Annotated in this window: 15 protein-coding genes; 10 read left to right on the top strand and 5 right to left on the bottom strand. The window is 63.0% G+C overall.

Translation table 11 applies throughout. The features are described 5' to 3' along the window. Nucleotides 1-25: 25 nt before the first annotated feature. Nucleotides 26-244: a hypothetical protein gene (locus tag ACHMW7_RS00445; protein WP_395446482.1), complete on the bottom strand. Its 219-nt coding sequence runs from the start codon at nucleotides 242-244 to the stop codon at nucleotides 26-28. Nucleotides 245-526: 282 nt separating this feature from the next. Between ACHMW7_RS00445 and ACHMW7_RS00440 the strand changes: the two genes are divergently transcribed. From ACHMW7_RS00440 to ACHMW7_RS00430, 3 genes are all read left to right on the top strand, one after another. After that, nucleotides 527-904: a hypothetical protein gene (locus ACHMW7_RS00440; protein WP_395446481.1), complete on the top strand. Its 378-nt coding sequence runs from the start codon at nucleotides 527-529 to the stop codon at nucleotides 902-904. Nucleotides 905-983: 79 nt separating this feature from the next. Next, nucleotides 984-1,445 carry a pyridoxamine 5'-phosphate oxidase family protein gene (locus tag ACHMW7_RS00435; RefSeq protein WP_395446480.1) on the top strand — a complete coding sequence of 154 codons (462 nt, stop codon included), beginning with the start codon at nucleotides 984-986 and terminating at the stop codon, nucleotides 1,443-1,445. Nucleotides 1,446-1,487: 42 nt separating this feature from the next. Then, entirely contained in the window at nucleotides 1,488-2,843 is a 1,356-nt protein-coding gene (locus tag ACHMW7_RS00430; protein ID WP_395446479.1) for a glucoamylase family protein, read from the top strand. Here ACHMW7_RS00430 and ACHMW7_RS00425 read toward each other — a convergent pair. Genes ACHMW7_RS00425 through ACHMW7_RS00415 form a run of 3 tightly spaced genes read right to left on the bottom strand, consistent with a single transcriptional unit; the run spans nucleotide 2,840 to nucleotide 5,523 of the window. Then, nucleotides 2,840-3,937: a pyridoxal phosphate-dependent aminotransferase gene (locus ACHMW7_RS00425; protein WP_395446478.1), complete on the bottom strand. Its 1,098-nt coding sequence runs from the start codon at nucleotides 3,935-3,937 to the stop codon at nucleotides 2,840-2,842. The two genes, ACHMW7_RS00430 and ACHMW7_RS00425, sit on opposite strands and share 4 nt — an antisense overlap. 32 nt (nucleotides 3,938-3,969) lie before the next feature. After that, nucleotides 3,970-4,569: a TetR/AcrR family transcriptional regulator gene (locus ACHMW7_RS00420; RefSeq protein ID WP_395446477.1), complete on the bottom strand. Its 600-nt coding sequence runs from the start codon at nucleotides 4,567-4,569 to the stop codon at nucleotides 3,970-3,972. Nucleotides 4,570-4,581: 12 nt separating this feature from the next. After that, nucleotides 4,582-5,523, bottom strand: coding sequence for a nucleoside hydrolase (locus tag ACHMW7_RS00415; RefSeq protein WP_395446476.1), 942 nt, complete (start codon nucleotides 5,521-5,523; stop codon nucleotides 4,582-4,584). A 134-nt stretch (nucleotides 5,524-5,657) separates the two neighbouring features. Between ACHMW7_RS00415 and ACHMW7_RS00410 the strand changes: the two genes are divergently transcribed. After that, nucleotides 5,658-6,983 carry an NAD(P)/FAD-dependent oxidoreductase gene (locus ACHMW7_RS00410; RefSeq protein WP_395446475.1) on the top strand — a complete coding sequence of 442 codons (1,326 nt, stop codon included), beginning with the start codon at nucleotides 5,658-5,660 and terminating at the stop codon, nucleotides 6,981-6,983. A gap of 15 nt (nucleotides 6,984-6,998) precedes the next feature. On the opposite strand, the gene ACHMW7_RS00405 is transcribed toward ACHMW7_RS00410, so the two are convergent. Then, on the bottom strand, nucleotides 6,999-8,246 hold the full coding sequence (locus ACHMW7_RS00405; protein WP_395446707.1) for a S41 family peptidase: 1,248 nt from the start codon (nucleotides 8,244-8,246) through the stop codon (nucleotides 6,999-7,001). Between the two features lie 296 nt (nucleotides 8,247-8,542). Between ACHMW7_RS00405 and ACHMW7_RS00400 the strand changes: the two genes are divergently transcribed. The 6 genes from ACHMW7_RS00400 to ACHMW7_RS00375 all read left to right on the top strand — a co-directional run bounded on the left by ACHMW7_RS00400 (nucleotide 8,543) and on the right by ACHMW7_RS00375 (nucleotide 15,266). Further along, entirely contained in the window at nucleotides 8,543-9,733 is a 1,191-nt protein-coding gene (locus ACHMW7_RS00400) for an aminotransferase class V-fold PLP-dependent enzyme (RefSeq protein WP_395446474.1), read from the top strand. 24 nt (nucleotides 9,734-9,757) lie between these two features. Then, nucleotides 9,758-10,723 carry an HpcH/HpaI aldolase/citrate lyase family protein gene (locus ACHMW7_RS00395; protein WP_395446473.1) on the top strand — a complete coding sequence of 322 codons (966 nt, stop codon included), beginning with the start codon at nucleotides 9,758-9,760 and terminating at the stop codon, nucleotides 10,721-10,723. Nucleotides 10,724-10,736: 13 nt separating this feature from the next. Further along, complete coding sequence (locus ACHMW7_RS00390) at nucleotides 10,737-11,921, top strand: malate--CoA ligase subunit beta (protein ID WP_395446472.1); 1,185 nt, start codon at nucleotides 10,737-10,739, stop codon at nucleotides 11,919-11,921. 12 nt (nucleotides 11,922-11,933) lie between these two features. After that, on the top strand, nucleotides 11,934-12,833 hold the full coding sequence (gene sucD, locus ACHMW7_RS00385) for a succinate--CoA ligase subunit alpha (RefSeq protein ID WP_018430922.1): 900 nt from the start codon (nucleotides 11,934-11,936) through the stop codon (nucleotides 12,831-12,833). 163 nt (nucleotides 12,834-12,996) lie between these two features. Further along, the gene (locus tag ACHMW7_RS00380) at nucleotides 12,997-13,965 is read left to right on the top strand and encodes a 2-hydroxyacid dehydrogenase (protein ID WP_395446471.1); all 969 of its coding nucleotides are present in this window, start codon (nucleotides 12,997-12,999) and stop codon (nucleotides 13,963-13,965) included. After that, complete coding sequence (locus tag ACHMW7_RS00375) at nucleotides 13,965-15,266, top strand: glycerate kinase (RefSeq protein WP_395446470.1); 1,302 nt, start codon at nucleotides 13,965-13,967, stop codon at nucleotides 15,264-15,266. The genes ACHMW7_RS00380 and ACHMW7_RS00375 overlap by 1 nt, the downstream gene beginning before the upstream one ends. Nucleotides 15,267-15,352: the final 86 nt, after the last annotated feature.

The following is a 15,352-nucleotide window of genomic DNA, read 5'->3' as shown; positions in this document are numbered from 1 at the left end:
ACGTCCATCGCCGGGCTTAGGTTGGCTAATTTGCGCTTTGTACGGTGATGCGTGCCAAGGGGTCAGCCTCCGCCTCATCGTGCAGTCGAGACGTCGGCATATCCCGCGTCAGCAAACCGCTGAGAATCCGGGCTGCCTCGCGTAGCAGAGCTTGCATATCCTGCCCGGTCAGAGCGTGTGGATCGTCCGCTGCATCGAGAAGCTGGGCCACGAGTTCGACGCCGCGCTGATGCAATTCAGCCATCAGGGGCGCCCGATCATGCTCATATTTTCGGAAGTCAGATAGTTGGAAGACACGGTGTCCTCCTTTCAGTTGGGGCTAGGGCACGATGGCCGCCCTCAATCAGCCGCGCCCTAAGACGAGCGGCCGACAATCGACCCTGCGCCTTTATCAAGTTCGCGTCTACACCGATGATCAAAAATTCCGTGTGGCAAATAATTCTGAACATGGTGGAACGAACATCAGCGGCCATCCGTTTTGTTTCTGGCGGCATTCGACCGCCCACAAATAATAAGGAACATCAAAATGAAACGCATTGCATTTGGACTTACAGCTGTACTTATGACCGCTGGAATGGGTTTTGCAGCTGAGCCGGCAATGATGGCGAAGACACCAAAAGGTGAAATATACACGGATATGAAGGGCATGACGCTCTATACGTTCGACAAGGACAAGGCGGGCGCATCCAGCTGCTATGATGCTTGTGCCGAAGCTTGGCCAGCGCTCAAGGCCGATGCCAAGTCAAAGGCCGAGGGCGCATGGACTGTCGTTGACCGGACCGATGGCACCAAGATGTGGGCGTATGACGGCAAGCCGCTCTACACCTATGCCAAGGACAAGAAAGCCGGCGAAATGAACGGCGAAGGCGTTGGCGGCGTCTGGCATATGGCCAAGGCCAGCTAACCATCATCAATGGGCGGCGTCTCATGGCGCCGCCGCTAATGCCGACAGACGCCATGGTCGGGGAAGCAGGAGGCAGGCAATGATCGTGCAGGAGATGACGCGGGAGGAGAACGTTGCGGTCGTATCGGCGCATCGGCTCGGACGGCTGGCTTGTGTCAGGGACAATCAGCCTTATCTCGTGCCCTTTCATTACGCATTTTCCGACAATCATCTGTACAGCTTTTCGATGCAGGGTCAGAAGATCGACTGGATGCGCGAGAATGCTCGAGTGTGTGTTCAGGTCGATGAAGCAGGCGCCAATCGAGAATGGCGAAGCGTTATCGTTTTCGGCCTGTTTGAGGAACTGCCAGAGACACCGCAGTGGCAACGCGATCGCGAACATGCCTGGTCTCTGCTTCAGCAACACGCCAACTGGTGGGAGCCAGCAAGTCTGAAACCCAGCGCTCCATCAACCGCGGTCGGCTCACCATCGGTGTTTTACAGGATCAAGATCGAAAGCATGACTGGCAGGCACGCTCGTGAGGCGACATCGTCGGACTAGGAATGGCCGTCTCAACGACGAATTTGGCTGCATACTGGCATCATGATTCTTGCCTCCCTTCCGACACCCTCCCTTCCAAAAGATCCGGTCGAACTCGCCGATGACGCGCTGCTTGATCTCGTGCAGCGGCAGACGATCCGCTATTTCTGGGAGGGTGCACATCCGGTCAGCGGCCTTGCCCGGGACCGCCAGAAGACCACGGGCGATGCGCCGAACGATCTCGTAGCGATTGGCGGCTCCGGCTTCGGGATCATGGCCATCATCGTTGCGGTTGAACGGGGCTGGGTTGATCGCGCGGAAGCCCTGGGTCGGCTGCATCAAATGCTGGATTTGCTGGAACGTTCGCCACGCTACCACGGCATGTTCCCGCATTTTGTCCACGGTTCTACCGGCGACACCATCCCGTTCCGGCGCAAGGACGACGGGGCCGACATTGTTGAAACGACGTTCCTGTTCCAGGGACTGATTTGCGCGCGCGAGTATCTCGACTGCGTCACGGACGTGGAACAACGTCTTCGCGACCGGATCAACGCGCTGCTGGCTCAGGCCGAGTGGGATTGGTTCGCGCGGAATGGCAAACTCTACTGGCACTGGAGTCCCAGGTACGGCTGGGCGATGAACAGCCCGATCGAAGGCTGGAACGAGTGCCTGCTTGCATTCGTTCTGGGAGCAGGATCGCAGCGCCACGCCATTGATCCGGATTGCTACCACGACGGTTTTGCTGGCGGACCAGCGTTTCAAAACGGGCGTGACCATCACGGGATCGCCCTGCCGCTTGGAACGGACTTTGGCGGCCCGCTCTTTTTCGCGCATTATTCCTTCTGTGGACTGGATCCCCGCGGCCTCAATGATCGCTATGCCGACTATTGGGAGCAAAATGTCGGTCACGCGCGGACCAACCATCTGCATTGCGTGCTCAACCCGCATAACCATCGAGGTTACGGCGCCGATTGCTGGGGGCTCACCGCCTCTCATGGGCCGACAGGCTACATCGCGCATGCTCCCGATCGGGATGTCGGCGTCATCACGCCGAGTGCGGCACTGTCCAGCTTTCCTTATGTGCCCGACCAGACGATGGCCGCTCTACGCGGTTTCCTGACCAAGCCGAGGAAACGTATCTGGGGCCGTTTCGGCTTTGTCGACGCGTTCTGTGAAAACCGCAACTGGTATGCCCGCACCTATCTGGCGATCAACCAGGGCCCCATTGTCGCAATGATCGAAAATCATCGAACCGGGCTGTTGTGGAAGCTGTTCATGGGCGCGCCGGAAGTTAGTCTTGGCCTGGCCAGGCTGGGCTTCACCGGACCTGGAACCAAACAGCAGAAGGACCACTTAGGTGCGGACGCCGCTCATGCTTCGCACTCCCGGCGCAAAGCCGCTGGGTTAGTTGCGACCTAGCCGTTGGCGGCGCGGACCTCGACGCGCAACAGGGCGAGCATTTCATCGAGATCGGCCCGGCCGGCGATCGAGATGCGCAGCCATTCCGGCAGGCCATAGTCTTCGTTCGAGCGGATGATGAAGCCTTGCCTGGCAAGCCGCGCCACCGTCACCTGGGCCCAGCCGGCATAAGCACCTGGCAGGCGGACGAAAGCGAAGTTGGCGGCACTCGGCGAAATCTCGAAACCGAGCTTGCGCAGTTCGCCTTCGAGATAGTCGCGTTCCTCGGCTGTGCGGGTCCGCACGTGCTGGACAAAATCCTGCTCGCCGACAGCAACCGTCGCCGCCACCTGCGCCAGGCCGTTGACGTTGCCGATGCCACGCACATTGTTCAGTGCGGAAACCACCTCCGGATAGGCATAGGCCCAACCGGCGCGAACGGAGGCCAGGCCATATGCCTTGGAGAAGGTGCGCGTGACGATGATGTTGGGGTGGCGATCGGCGATCTCGAACGTCGCGATCGCCTCGGCCGGGTCGACATATTCGGCATAGGCCGCATCGAGCACCAGAACGACATGCGACGGCAGCGCGCGCGCCAGCCGCGCCACCTCGTCCATCGGCACCACCGAGCCGGTCGGGTTGTTGGGGTTGGCGAGAAAGACGACACGTGTTTTCGTCGTGACGGCAGCCAAAAGCGCATCGACATCAACGGAAAAGTCGGGGCCGAGCTGGGCCTCGACCGCCCTTGCGCCGAGGCGGTAGGCAACGATGGCGAACTGCAGGAAGGAATAGGCGGGAAACAGGATCTCGTCGCCGGCGCGCGCATAGACGCGGCCGACAGCATCGAGCAGCTCTTCCGAGCCGTTGCCGCAGACGATGCGGGCGGGGTCGAGGTTGAACTGCTTGCCGATCGCCGCACGCATCGTTGCGCAGTTCGGATCGGCATAACGGTAGACGTTGGGCGCTGCCGCGCGGATGGCCTCGACCACGCCCGGGGCCGGTCCGAGCCAGCTTTCGTTGAGCCCGAGATTGACGACGCGTGCCGCACCCGTGGTGTCGATCTTCTTGACGACGGTCAGCGTCCGGGCGGACAAATAAGACACAGGCAGGGACATTTCGTTTCCTCAATTCATACGCGCCGGCGCCGTCATTCGGAGCCGATCAGGATCTTGGTGTAGAGCGAGCGGAAGCGCTTGCGGTCCGCTTGCGGCTCCTTGAAGTGGGTGGCGTAGTAGCCGATCTGCTGGAAGTAGGTGATGCGGGCGCGGATCAGGCTTTCGTCATCGTCATAGCCCATCACGGCAAAGGCGCGCACAAGCAGCGCCATGCGGAAATCGTCCTGCGCCTGCACCTTGCGGGCAATCACCGCCGAGCTGCGCGCCCAGTCCCTGATCGCAAGATCGAGCCGGGGGCTGAACGGATCCTCCCTGATCCACACCCCTGTTACCGCATCGAAGAAGGCGGGACCGTCGATGACCTCCTGGTCGATGAGGGCTTCGAACGGCTTGCAATTGCGCTGGCGCCATTCCTCGAGCAGGCTGTCGAGCAGGTCCTTCAGGTTCTTGAAGTGGAAATAGAAGCTGCCGCGCGTGACCTTCAGCTGTCTCGACAGGTGGTCGATCTTGACGTTGGCGACGCCCTTCTTTTCCAGCGTGGCAATAGCCGCTGCAATCCACGCCTCGCGCGACAGTGTCTTCCGCCCTTCGGGCCGGGCCGATCGCTCGGGAGAGGTTGTGCCGCGCTTCATTTCTTTGCCCCCTCAGGGCAGGTTGCCGAAACGTGCCAGCATCAGCGCGAAGAAACCGTCGGCATCGATGCGGCGCAACACGTTGCAGTTCTTGCGTCGACCGGTGACGTGCCACCAGTCGACAACGGTCATGCCGATGGTCTCGGGCGACATCAGCTCGATGGTGACGTTGCACTGCTTCTGCTCGTAGAGGTTCGGTGCGAGCAGGTAGCCGGTGACACAGGCGTCGTGGATCGGGCGGGCTTCGGTCGGGAATTTGTGCGAGCCATACTGGCGATAGAAGTCGGCCATGTTGGCGGCTTCGATGGCCGAGCGCGTGCCGAGCGCACGCAGCTGTTGCAGCCATTCCGGCGTCATCTGGGCGGTGTAGGTGCAGTCGATGCCGGCCATGGTGACCGGCACGCCGGAATCGAACACGACCGCCGCCGCGTGCGGGTCGACCCAGATGTTGAATTCGGCGGCGGGCGTGGCATTGCCGCCCTCAAAGAAGCCGCCGCCCATCAGCACCACTTCGCGAATGCGCGGGATGATGCGCGGCTCCATCACCATCGCCATGCCGAGATTGGTCATCGGTCCGAGCGTGCAGACGGTGATCTCGCCTTCGGCTGCGGCCATCAGCGTGTCGACCAGGAAGTTGACGGCATGCTTGTCCTGCAGCGGTTTTGTCGGCTCGGGCAGGACGCAGCCGTCAATGCCGGTCGGGCCATGGACATATTCGGCGGTCTTGAGCGCCTTGACCATCGGGCGCGAGCACCCGGCATAGACCGGCACGTCGGAGCGGCCGGCAAGCTCGGCGATTTGCAGGGCGTTGCGCGAGGTCAGCGCCAGCGGAACATTGCCGCCGACAGTGGTCAGCGCCACCACCTCCAACTCGGGTGAGCCGAGCGCGAACAGGATGGCAAAGGCGTCGTCCTGGCCGGGATCGGTGTCGATGATGATCTTGCGTGGCGACATGGCTCTTTCCCCCGGTTCGATCGCCGGGTAGCTTCCGGCGGCATTGCAAGAATTCAGGCGCCATGCATACAGTACTGTATGTTATTTTCAAGACGGGGTGGGATATCTCCCGTTGGCACATTGGGGAGATATGAATGGGGCCTCCAGTCGATCCGGTTCCCGCTGGCGACATCCAGCCGAAGAGTGCCGATGTCGTCATCGTCGGTGGCGGCATCATCGGCGTCAGCGCCGCCTTGTTCCTGGCGAAGAAGGGCATCTCGGTCGTCGTTTGCGAGAAGGGCCATGTCGCGGGCGAACAGTCGAGCCGAAACTGGGGCTGGTGCCGGCGCATGGGCCGCGACCCGCGCGAACTGCCGCTGATCGTCGAGGCGCTGAAGATGTGGGGTGGCATCGAGGAACTGGTCGGCGAAGATGTCGGCTTCCGGCGCACCGGCATCCTCTATCTCTGCCAGGATGAAAGCGACGTCGACCATCATGCCGGATGGATGAAAAGCGCAGGCGACTATGCGCTCGACACCAGCATGATCGAGGGCAAGGCGCTGGCCGAGTTGATGCCCGGCGCACAAAAGACATTCCGGGCCGCACTGCACACACCAAGTGACGGCCGCGCCGAGCCGCAGAAAGCTGCTCCGGCGATCGCCCGTGCCGCCCAGCGCGCCGGTGCACGCATCCTGTTGCGCTGTGCTGTGCGCGAGATCGAGACCGAAGGCGGCCGCGTCTCAGGTGTCGTCACCGAAAATGGCCTGATCCGTGCCGGCACCGTCGTGGTGGCCGGCGGCGCCTGGTCGAGCCGGCTATGCCGTTCTGTCGGCATAGGCCTGCCGCAGCTTGCCGTGCGCTCGTCGGTCATGCGCACCGGCCCGGTACAAGGCGGACCGGAGGGGGCTGCCTGGACCGAGGGCTTTGCCTATCGCAAGCGCCTCGACGGCGGCTACACCATCGCCGACGGCACCATCAGCTATCATCATCTGAGCCCTGACAGCTTCCGCTATTTCGCCGACTTCCTGCCGATCCTGTCACGTGAATGGCGCTCGGTCGGCTTGCGCTTTGGCGATTTTGTGGGCGGTCCTTTCGGGCTTTCACCCAGGCTGGAAGGCGAGGGCAGTACCTATGAGCGGCATCGTACGCTCGATCCGGCACCTGCCGTCGGTGCGCTGGAGGCGGCACGCGCCAAAATGGAGAAGGTGTTTCCAGTGTTGAAAGGCGTGCCGACGTTGCAGCGCTGGGCCGGCTTCATCGATGCCACGCCAGATGCTGTGCCGGTGATTTCGCCGGTCAAGTCGCTGCCCGGACTGGTCATCGCCACCGGTTTTTCCGGCCATGGCTTTGGCATCGGTCCGGCTGCCGGGCGGCTAACCGCCGATCTGGTGACGGGCGATACACCGCTCGTCGATCCCCAGGCCTTCCGCTACGAGCGTTTCATCGACGGGACCAAACATCGGCCAACGACGGGGGTGTAGACCCGACGGAAAGTCTCAGCCGCCGTCAAGGATGCGGTGCATCTCCGCCACGGCGGCATCACGCTGCGGGTCCCGGCCCGCGGCGTAAGGCAGGTCGAAGCGCACCGGAATGTCCGGTTCGACGCCGCGCCCTTCCAGTCGCACATCGTCGCCGATGACGGCATCGGAGACTGCCACTTCGAGCAGGCTGTCGTCGGGCAGAAGGTAAGCCCGGCCGGCGAGCAACGCGCCGGCGGTCCGCACGCCGACAAGCGGGATGCCGTTGGCCTTCAGCGCATAGGCGAACAGTTCCAGCCCGCTTCGCGCGCCTCCATCGATGATGCCAACGACAGGCCGCTGCCAGCGCATATTGGCAAGCGTCGCCTCGCCGTCGCGCTGGATGAGCCGGAAAGTCGGGGTGTCACCGACGAAAAGCTCCGCCGCATCGGAAGGGCCGCCGCCCCAGCGCCCGCGCAGGTCGACGACCATGCCGTCGACGTCCTTGAGCCGGCCATCCGCCATTTCGCGGGCAACGATGTCGAGGCCGTCAGGCGCGGAAAGGGTCCACAGCCTGACATAGCCGATCCGCCTTCCCTTGAGCTCGGTTATGCTGACGCTCGCCTCGATCGCCTTTTCGAACGTTTGGAGCGGGCGCAGCCGCTCGACCGCGACCTTGACGGTGATGGGTTCAGCGCCGGCGTCGCGGCGCAGCCTGATCTCGACGGTCCGGCCGACCTTGTCGCGGAACGATGCGATCTCGTGATAGGGTGCGCCATCCACCGCGAGAATCTCGTCGCCGGCGCGGATCCCCGCCCGCGCAGCAGGCGACCCGTCATAGACATCGTTGACAAACAGCGAGCCACCGCCCGGCTGTGCGATCATGCCGATGCCGGGATAGGAGACCTCGCCTTCAGGTGGAAACAGCCGCCGCAAATCACCACGGATGGCAAAGCGGAAAATGTCTGCGAGTTCGAAATAGGCGATCGTGTCGGGCTGGAAGCGGCCGGTGTGGGAGGCGCCAAGGCTGGCGAGGATGGCATCGATCGCCTTGCTGACCCGTTCATTGGAGCTGGCGGCGTTGAGCGGGGCATCCGCGTCGTCGATTTCATGTCTGACCGCTGTCCCGAACCGTCCGAGCGCCGAAGTGTCATGGAAATGGTCGAAGACCAGTTCGACGGCGCGGTCGAACACCGGCTGGCCCGAACGGGGAGGGTCCTCCGCCCATGCCTGAGCAGGCAGGAGCAAGAGCCAGGCCGCCAATGCGAAGGAGCCGAAGATCCTCATGTCCATGGGCCGTTTCGTTCGCCGATTTCGCCATTATCGTCCGAAACGCCTGGGGAACGAGCCCTTGTTTCACAACATTCCGTGAGCCGGTTGCCAGCGTCGGCCGTCCTGTGGCCGGGTAGGTTCGACCCTATCCGATAGGACGCGCCGGCATCTGAAAGAGTAGGCCCGGTCCAACGCCCAAAGGTCCGCGAATCTATCCCGGCAGGTGTTGTGAGCCGGCGGTGCAAAACCGATCATCCTCCCGAAAGCCACAGACAGGGCACCACGCCGCAACAGTTTCGGGAGGACTTTTCATGGCCGGCTTCAATCAGCTCTTCGTTCCAGGACCGACCAACGTTCCGGAGATTGTCCGGCAGGCGATGAACATGCCGATGGAGGACATGCGCGCGCCGGATTATCCCAGCTTCACCCGCGGCCTGTTCACCGACCTGATGAAGGTCTTCCGCAACGAGACCGGCCGCGCCTTCATCTTCCCGTCCTCGGGCACAGGTGCCTGGGAGTCGGCGATCACCAACACCTTGAGCCCCGGCGACCGCGTGCTGATGTCGCGCTTCGGCCAGTTCTCGCATCTGTGGGTCGACATGGCCGAGCGTTTCGGCCTCGATGTCGATGTCGTCGATGCCGAATGGGGCACGGGCGTTCCGGTCGAGATCTATGCCGAGCGTCTCGCCAAGGACAAGGAACACCGCATCAAGGCGGTTTTCGTCACCCACAATGAAACCGCGACCGGCGTGACCAGCGACGTCGGCGCCGTGCGCGCTGCACTCAATGCCGCCAAGCACCCGGCATTGCTGTTCGTCGACGGAGTCTCCTCGGTCGGGTCGATCGATTTCCGCCAGGAAGAATGGGGCGTCGACTGCGCTGTGTCAGGCTCGCAGAAAGGCTTCATGCTGCCGCCCGGCCTCGGCTTCCTGTCGGTCAGCCAGAAGGCGCTCGATGCCGCCAAGACCGCGAAGTTCAATCGCTGCTACTTCTCCTTCGAAGACCAGATCCGCGCCAATGACACCGGCTACTTCCCCTACACGCCGGCGGTGCAGCTGTTGCGCGGGCTGCGTGCTGCACTCGACCTGATCCAGCAAGAAGGCCTCGACAACATCTTCGACCGTCACAACCGTCTGGCGACGGGCGTGCGCAAGGCTGTCGACGCATGGGGCCTGAAGGTCTGCGCCAAGGAACCCAAGTGGCACTCCGACACTGTCAGCGCTATCCTGGTTCCCGAGGGCATTGACAGCGCCGAAGTCGTTCGCCGCGCCTATCACGGCTACCAGACCTCGCTCGGCGTCGGCCTGAGCAAGGTTGCCGGCAAGGTTTTCCGCATCGGCCATCTCGGCTGGGTCAACGAAGTAATGATGTGCGGCGCGATCTCGGCGGCGGAAATGGCGCTGCGCGACGTCGGCGTCAAGGTGCAGCCGGGTTCCGGTGTGGGTGCCGCGCTCGAGCACTACCGCCTGTCGGCTCAGCCGGCCGTGGCCCAAGCAGCCTGACGCGGAACTGGGAGGAAAACCAAAATGAGCCATACACTCCATCACCTGCGCAAGCTCCGACTGCAGCGTAGCGAACTCGCCGTGCCGGGGTCCAACCCGGAGATGATCCGCAAGGCCGCCGATGGCGATGCCGACTACATCTTCCTCGACATCGAAGATGCGGTCGCACCGCCCGACAAGGAGCGCGCCCGCAAGAACATCATCCAGGCGCTCAACGAGATCGACTGGCGCGCCAAGGGCAAGACCATCTCGGTCCGTATCAACGGCCTCGACACCCATTACATGTACCGCGACGTGGTCGATGTCATGGAACAGGCCGGCGACAAGCTCGACACCATCCTGGTGCCGAAGGTCGGCGTGCCCGCCGACCTCTACATGGTCGATGCGATGGTCACCCAGATCGAGACGGCCAAGGGTTTCAAAAACCGCGTCGGTCTCGAAGCGCTGATCGAAACAGCACTCGGCATGGCCAATGTCGAAGCGATCGCCGCCTATGGCGGCCGGCTCGAGGCGATGCATTTCGGCGTCGCCGACTATGCCGCGAGCTGCAAGGCGCGTACCGTCAGCATTGGCGGGCTCAACCCCGACTATCCGGGTGACCAGTGGCACGCCGCCCTGTCGCGCATGACGGTCGCCTGCCGCGCCTATGGCCTGCGCCCGATTGACGGACCGTTCGGCGATTTCTCCGATCCGGAAGCCTACATCGCCGCCGCCAAGCGTGCCGCGGCCCTCGGCATCGAAGGCAAGTGGGCGATCCACCCCTCGCAGATCGAGTTGGCGAACGCCGTGTTTTCGCCACCGGAAAAGGAAGTCACCCGTGCCCGCCGCATCATCGAGGTGCTCAAGGAAGCCGAGGAGCAGGGCAAGGGTGCCGCAGCTCTCGACGGCAAGATGATCGACGCCGCATCCGAGCGCATGGCCCGCAACGTCCTGGTCATGCATGACGCAATCGAGCAGTCGGCGCGGTCGCGCAACGGCCTGCCAAACTGAGGAGGAGTTCGAGATGGATATTCACGAATATCAGGCCAAGGAACTGCTCGCGCGCTATTCGGTGCAGATCCCGCGCGGCGGCCTGGCCTACAGCCCGGAACAGGCGACCTACCGCGCCAGCGAGATCGGCGGCGGCAAGTGGGTGGTCAAGGCGCAGATCCATTCCGGCGCCCGCGGCAAGGCAGGCGGCATCCGTATCTGCACCACCGACAACGAGGTTTCCGACGCGGCCGAATCCATGCTCGGCCGCAAGCTGGTGACGCACCAGACCGGTCCGAAGGGCAAGCTGGTGTCGCGGCTGTATGTCGAAGAAACCGTCGACATCCGCCAGGAACTCTATCTCGGCATCGTGCTCGACCGAAAGTCGGAGCGCGTCATGATCGTGGCGTCGGCTTCCGGCGGCATGGAGATCGAGGAGATCGCAGAGAAGCAGCCCGACTCGATCATCCGCGCCATCGTCGATCCCGGTGCCGGCATGCAGCAGTTCCAGGCTCGCGAGATCGCCTTTGGCCTCGGGCTTGAAAACAGCCTGATCGGCAAAGCTGTCGACACGCTGCTCGGCTGCTACCGCGTGTTCCGCGATTTCGACGCCTCGATGCTGGAGATCAATCCGCTTGTCATCACCAAGGACGGCAATCTGATCGCGCTCGACGCCAAGATGTCGTTCGACGAAAACGCGCTGTTCCGCCGTGCCGAGATTTCGGAGCTACGCGACAAGTCGCAGGAAGACCCGCGTGAAACCTTCGCCAGCGACCGTGGCCTGTCCTATGTCGGTCTCGAAGGCAATATCGGCTGCATCATCAATGGTGCTGGTCTCGCCATGGCGACCATGGACATGATCAAGATCGCCGGCGGCGAGCCTGCAAACTTCCTCGACATCGGCGGTGGCGCTTCGCCTGAGCGTGTCGCCAAGGCGTTCCGCGCCGTGTTGGCCGACAAGAACATCGAGACGATCCTGGTCAACATCTTCGCTGGTATCAACCGCTGCGACTGGGTGGCCGAGGGCGTCATCAAGGCGATCCGCGAGGTTGGCGTCACCGTGCCGCTGGTCGTGCGGCTCGCCGGAACCAATGTCGAAGAGGGCAGGCGCATCCTCGCCGAGTCGGGCGAAAAGATAATCGTTGCCGACACGCTCGCCGAGGCAGCCGAGAAATCGGTTGAAGCGATGCGCGCCTATTCGAAATCAAAAAAGAACTAAAGGGAGGTCGAAATGGCAGTTCTCTTGAATCGCAGGACGCGCGTCATCGTCCAGGGTCTGACCGGCAAGATCGGCAGCTTCCACGCCGACGACATGAAGCGCTACGGCACCAACGTGGTTGGCGGCGTCACCCCCGGCAAGGGCGGGCAGGTCCATCAGGGCATCCCGGTGTTCAATACGGTCAGGGGCGCGGTGCGCGAGACCGGCGCGGAAGCCTCCATCGTGTTCGTGCCGCCGCCCTTTGCAGCAGACTCGATCATGGAAGCGGCTGAGGCCGGCCTCAAGCTTTGCGTCTGCATCACCGACGGTATCCCCTCTCAGGACATGATGCGGGTCAAGCGCTACATGCGCCGCTTCCGCTACGAGGATCGCATGCGCCTCGTTGGCCCGAACTGTGCCGGCGTCATCACGCCGGGCCAGGCACTGATGGGCATCATGCCCGGCAATATCTACCTGCCGGGCCGTGTCGGCATCGTCGGCCGCTCGGGCACGCTGGGCTACGAAGCCGCCTCGCAGATGAAGGCGCTCGGCATCGGCGTTTCGACGTCAGTCGGTATCGGCGGCGACCCGATCAATGGCTCGTCGTTCAAGGACATCCTCAAGCTGTTCGAGGACGATCCCGATACCGATGCCGTGGTGATGATCGGCGAGATCGGTGGCCCGCAGGAAGCCGAAGCCGCCGAATGGGCCAGGCACAACATGCGCAAGCCGCTGATCGCCTACATCGCCGGCCTTTCTGCACCGAAGGGCAAGCGCATGGGCCATGCTGGCGCCATTATCTCGGCCTTCGGCGAATCCGCCCAGGAAAAGGTCGAGATCCTGCGCGAAGCCGGCGTGACCATCGTGCCGACCCCGGCAGCCTTTGGCCCGACAGTCGCCGGCGTGCTGGAACAACAGAAGAAGGCCGCCTGACCTGGCCTTCGGGGAGCCGGCGCCGACCGGCTCCCTTCTGCCCGATCGTGCGCACGCCGATTATCGATGATCCATCGCACGATGTGCCGTTTCGAACTGCTAGAGTGCTTGTCGCGCGTCCGTTCGGGACGTGCGGCTTTCCAGGCATGATCAAGGAATTGAAATGAAACCTCGCGTTATCGTTACGCGGCGCTGGCCCGCGGCAGTCGAACAGATCCTGGCGGAGCGTTTCGACACGACCTTCAACCAAGGGGATGCTCCGCTGGGGCCGACCCAGCTCAAGGCGGCATTCCTGAACTTTGACGCGATCCTGCCGACCGTCAGTGACAAGCTGCCGGCGGCGGTTTTTCCTGACGCCGACATTCGCACCAAAATCCTCGCCAACTTCGGCGTCGGTTTCAGCCACATCGACACGGATGCCGCACGTGCCCGTGGCATCGCCGTCACCAATACGCCCGGCGTCTTGACCGACTGCACCGCCGACATCGGCATGAGCCTTTTGCTTTCGGTTGCCCGGCGGGCAGGTGAGGGCGAGCGCCAGTTGCGCGCCGGCCAATGGACCGGCTGGTGCCCGACCCACATGATTGGTACCAAGGTCACCGGCAAGACGCTCGGCATCATCGGCATGGGCCGCATCGGCAAGGCCATGGCCAAGCGCGCGCATTTCGGCTTTGACATGGACATCGTCTTCTACAACCGCTCGAAGGTCGCTGACGCAGAGACCCAAGCCATGGGTGCTCGGCAGTTGGCGACCATCGAGGATGTGTTGGCGCATTCCGATTTCGTGTCGCTGCATTGCCCAGGCGGTGCCGAGAACCGGCATCTGATCAACGCCGAACGCCTCGCTTCGATGAAGCGCGGTGCGTTCCTGATCAACACGGCGCGTGGCGATGTGGTCGATCAGAAGGCGCTGGTCGCAGCGCTTGACAGTGGCACCATCGCTGGCGCCGGCCTCGACGTCTATGACAGCGAGCCTGACGTGCCCGGCGCGCTGATGCGCATGGAAAATGTGGTGCTGTTGCCGCATCTGGGCAGCGCGACTGAAGAAACCCGCGTGGCCATGGGCATGAAGGCGGTCGACAATCTTACCGCATTCTTCGAGGGCCGCGCCGTACCCGACAAGGTGGTGTGATGCAACGCGATTGCTCGGTTTCGGCACTGGTCAAGCTTCGCCAGCAGGCAACGGCCCTGTTTCGCGAAGGAATTGCGGCTTCCGATCCCGAGCAGGCGGTGATCTCCGCGCTCGAAACGCGGCTCGACGACATCGCCGCTGCCAAACGGGTGATCCTGATCGCCTTTGGCAAGGCGGCCTGTCCGATGGCGCGCGCGGCCCTTCCGTTCGTCCAAGGCAAGCTGCATTCCGCTTGCGCGGTGACCAACTCCGAAAATCTGGCCGAAATCGACGGTGTCGAAGTGATCGCCGGCGGCCACCCGCTGCCCGACGAAGGGAGCGTGAAGGGCGCCGATGCGATCGAGGCTGCAGCGCGCGCGGCCGAGCCAGGCGACCTGGTTCTGGTGTTGGTCAGCGGCGGCGGCTCGGCGCTGACTTGCGCACCGGCGCCGCGCATAGCGCTTGCCGACAAGATCGCGCTCAACGACATGCTCATCCGCTGCGGCGCCGATATCAGCGAGATCAACGCAGTCAGGCAGTTGTTCTCGCGGCTCAAGGGCGGACGTCTCGCCCAGCTCGCCTCGCGGGCCAAGGTGTTGTCGCTCATCCTGTCCGACGTCCCCGGCGATGACGTCGGCACCATCGCCAGTGGGCCAACCGCGCGGCCTTCGGCCACGCAGGCGGAGGCGCTTGCAGTCCTTGATCGCTACAGCCTCACCAACATCTTGCCGCCGGCGCTTAAAGCGCACCTCGACCAGTTGGTCGAAAACGCGCAAGCCCTTGCTCCCTTCGATCATGTCGAAAACTTCGTCATCGGTTCCAATGGCATCAGCCTGCAAAGGGTGATGAACCGCGCCGAAGCTAACTATCCCGTCGTCGTCAAGGCGGACGACTGGCTGAGTGGCGACGTGTCCGATGTCGCCAAGACCTTGCATCGCATGGCGGTGTTTGCGGCAAACCAGCGTGGACCGGTCGCGATTGTCGCCGGTGGCGAGCCAACGGTTCGCGTCGCCGGCAATGGCAAGGGCGGACGCAATCAGGAACTTGTGCTGCGCTTTGCGCTGCTCAACGAATGGACCTCGATCAAGCGCCCCTGGGTTTTCCTGAGTGGCGGCACCGATGGCCGCGACGGCCCGACTGATGCCGCCGGCGGCATCGTCGATCCCGGATCGACCAGCTGGATGCGGAAGCTCGGTTGCGATCCGGTGGCACTGCTCCAGAACAACGATTCCTACCATGCGCTGGCGTCCTCGGGCGATCTGCTGATGACAGGTGCTACCGGCACCAATGTCGCCGATCTGCAGATCTTGTTGCTGCACTAACCGGACCTGTCGCTTCTCCGGGCGCTGAAGCCTTGTAAACGACCATCTTTGCGATGCTCGTCGCTTTGCTGCGTTTGTCAGAATAT

It is taken from the genome of Aminobacter sp. UC22_36, assembly GCF_044056035.1.
In the GTDB taxonomy this organism is placed as follows: Bacteria; Pseudomonadota; Alphaproteobacteria; order Rhizobiales; family Rhizobiaceae; genus Aminobacter.
This window is presented reverse-complemented; position numbering and strand designations above follow the sequence as displayed.

Bases quoted from the DNA above. Each gene is read 5' to 3' on its own strand.
- ACHMW7_RS00425 (WP_395446478.1), bottom strand. From the start codon at position 3,937: ATGTCCCTGCCTGTGTCTTATTTGTCCGCCCGGACGCTGACCGTCGTC.
- ACHMW7_RS00410 (WP_395446475.1), top strand. From the start codon at position 5,658: ATGGGGCCTCCAGTCGATCCGGTTCCCGCTGGCGACATCCAGCCGAAG.
- ACHMW7_RS00440 (WP_395446481.1), top strand. From the start codon at position 527: ATGAAACGCATTGCATTTGGACTTACAGCTGTACTTATGACCGCTGGA.
- ACHMW7_RS00430 (WP_395446479.1), top strand. From the start codon at position 1,488: ATGATTCTTGCCTCCCTTCCGACACCCTCCCTTCCAAAAGATCCGGTC.
- ACHMW7_RS00415 (WP_395446476.1), bottom strand. From the start codon at position 5,523: ATGTCGCCACGCAAGATCATCATCGACACCGATCCCGGCCAGGACGAC.
- ACHMW7_RS00420 (WP_395446477.1), bottom strand. From the start codon at position 4,569: ATGAAGCGCGGCACAACCTCTCCCGAGCGATCGGCCCGGCCCGAAGGG.
- ACHMW7_RS00435 (WP_395446480.1), top strand. From the start codon at position 984: ATGATCGTGCAGGAGATGACGCGGGAGGAGAACGTTGCGGTCGTATCG.
- ACHMW7_RS00375 (WP_395446470.1), top strand. From the start codon at position 13,965: ATGCAACGCGATTGCTCGGTTTCGGCACTGGTCAAGCTTCGCCAGCAG.
- ACHMW7_RS00445 (WP_395446482.1), bottom strand. From the start codon at position 244: ATGGCTGAATTGCATCAGCGCGGCGTCGAACTCGTGGCCCAGCTTCTC.
- ACHMW7_RS00390 (WP_395446472.1), top strand. From the start codon at position 10,737: ATGGATATTCACGAATATCAGGCCAAGGAACTGCTCGCGCGCTATTCG.
- ACHMW7_RS00405 (WP_395446707.1), bottom strand. From the start codon at position 8,246: ATGAGGATCTTCGGCTCCTTCGCATTGGCGGCCTGGCTCTTGCTCCTG.
- ACHMW7_RS00400 (WP_395446474.1), top strand. From the start codon at position 8,543: ATGGCCGGCTTCAATCAGCTCTTCGTTCCAGGACCGACCAACGTTCCG.
- ACHMW7_RS00395 (WP_395446473.1), top strand. From the start codon at position 9,758: ATGAGCCATACACTCCATCACCTGCGCAAGCTCCGACTGCAGCGTAGC.
- ACHMW7_RS00380 (WP_395446471.1), top strand. From the start codon at position 12,997: ATGAAACCTCGCGTTATCGTTACGCGGCGCTGGCCCGCGGCAGTCGAA.
- sucD (WP_018430922.1), top strand. From the start codon at position 11,934: ATGGCAGTTCTCTTGAATCGCAGGACGCGCGTCATCGTCCAGGGTCTG.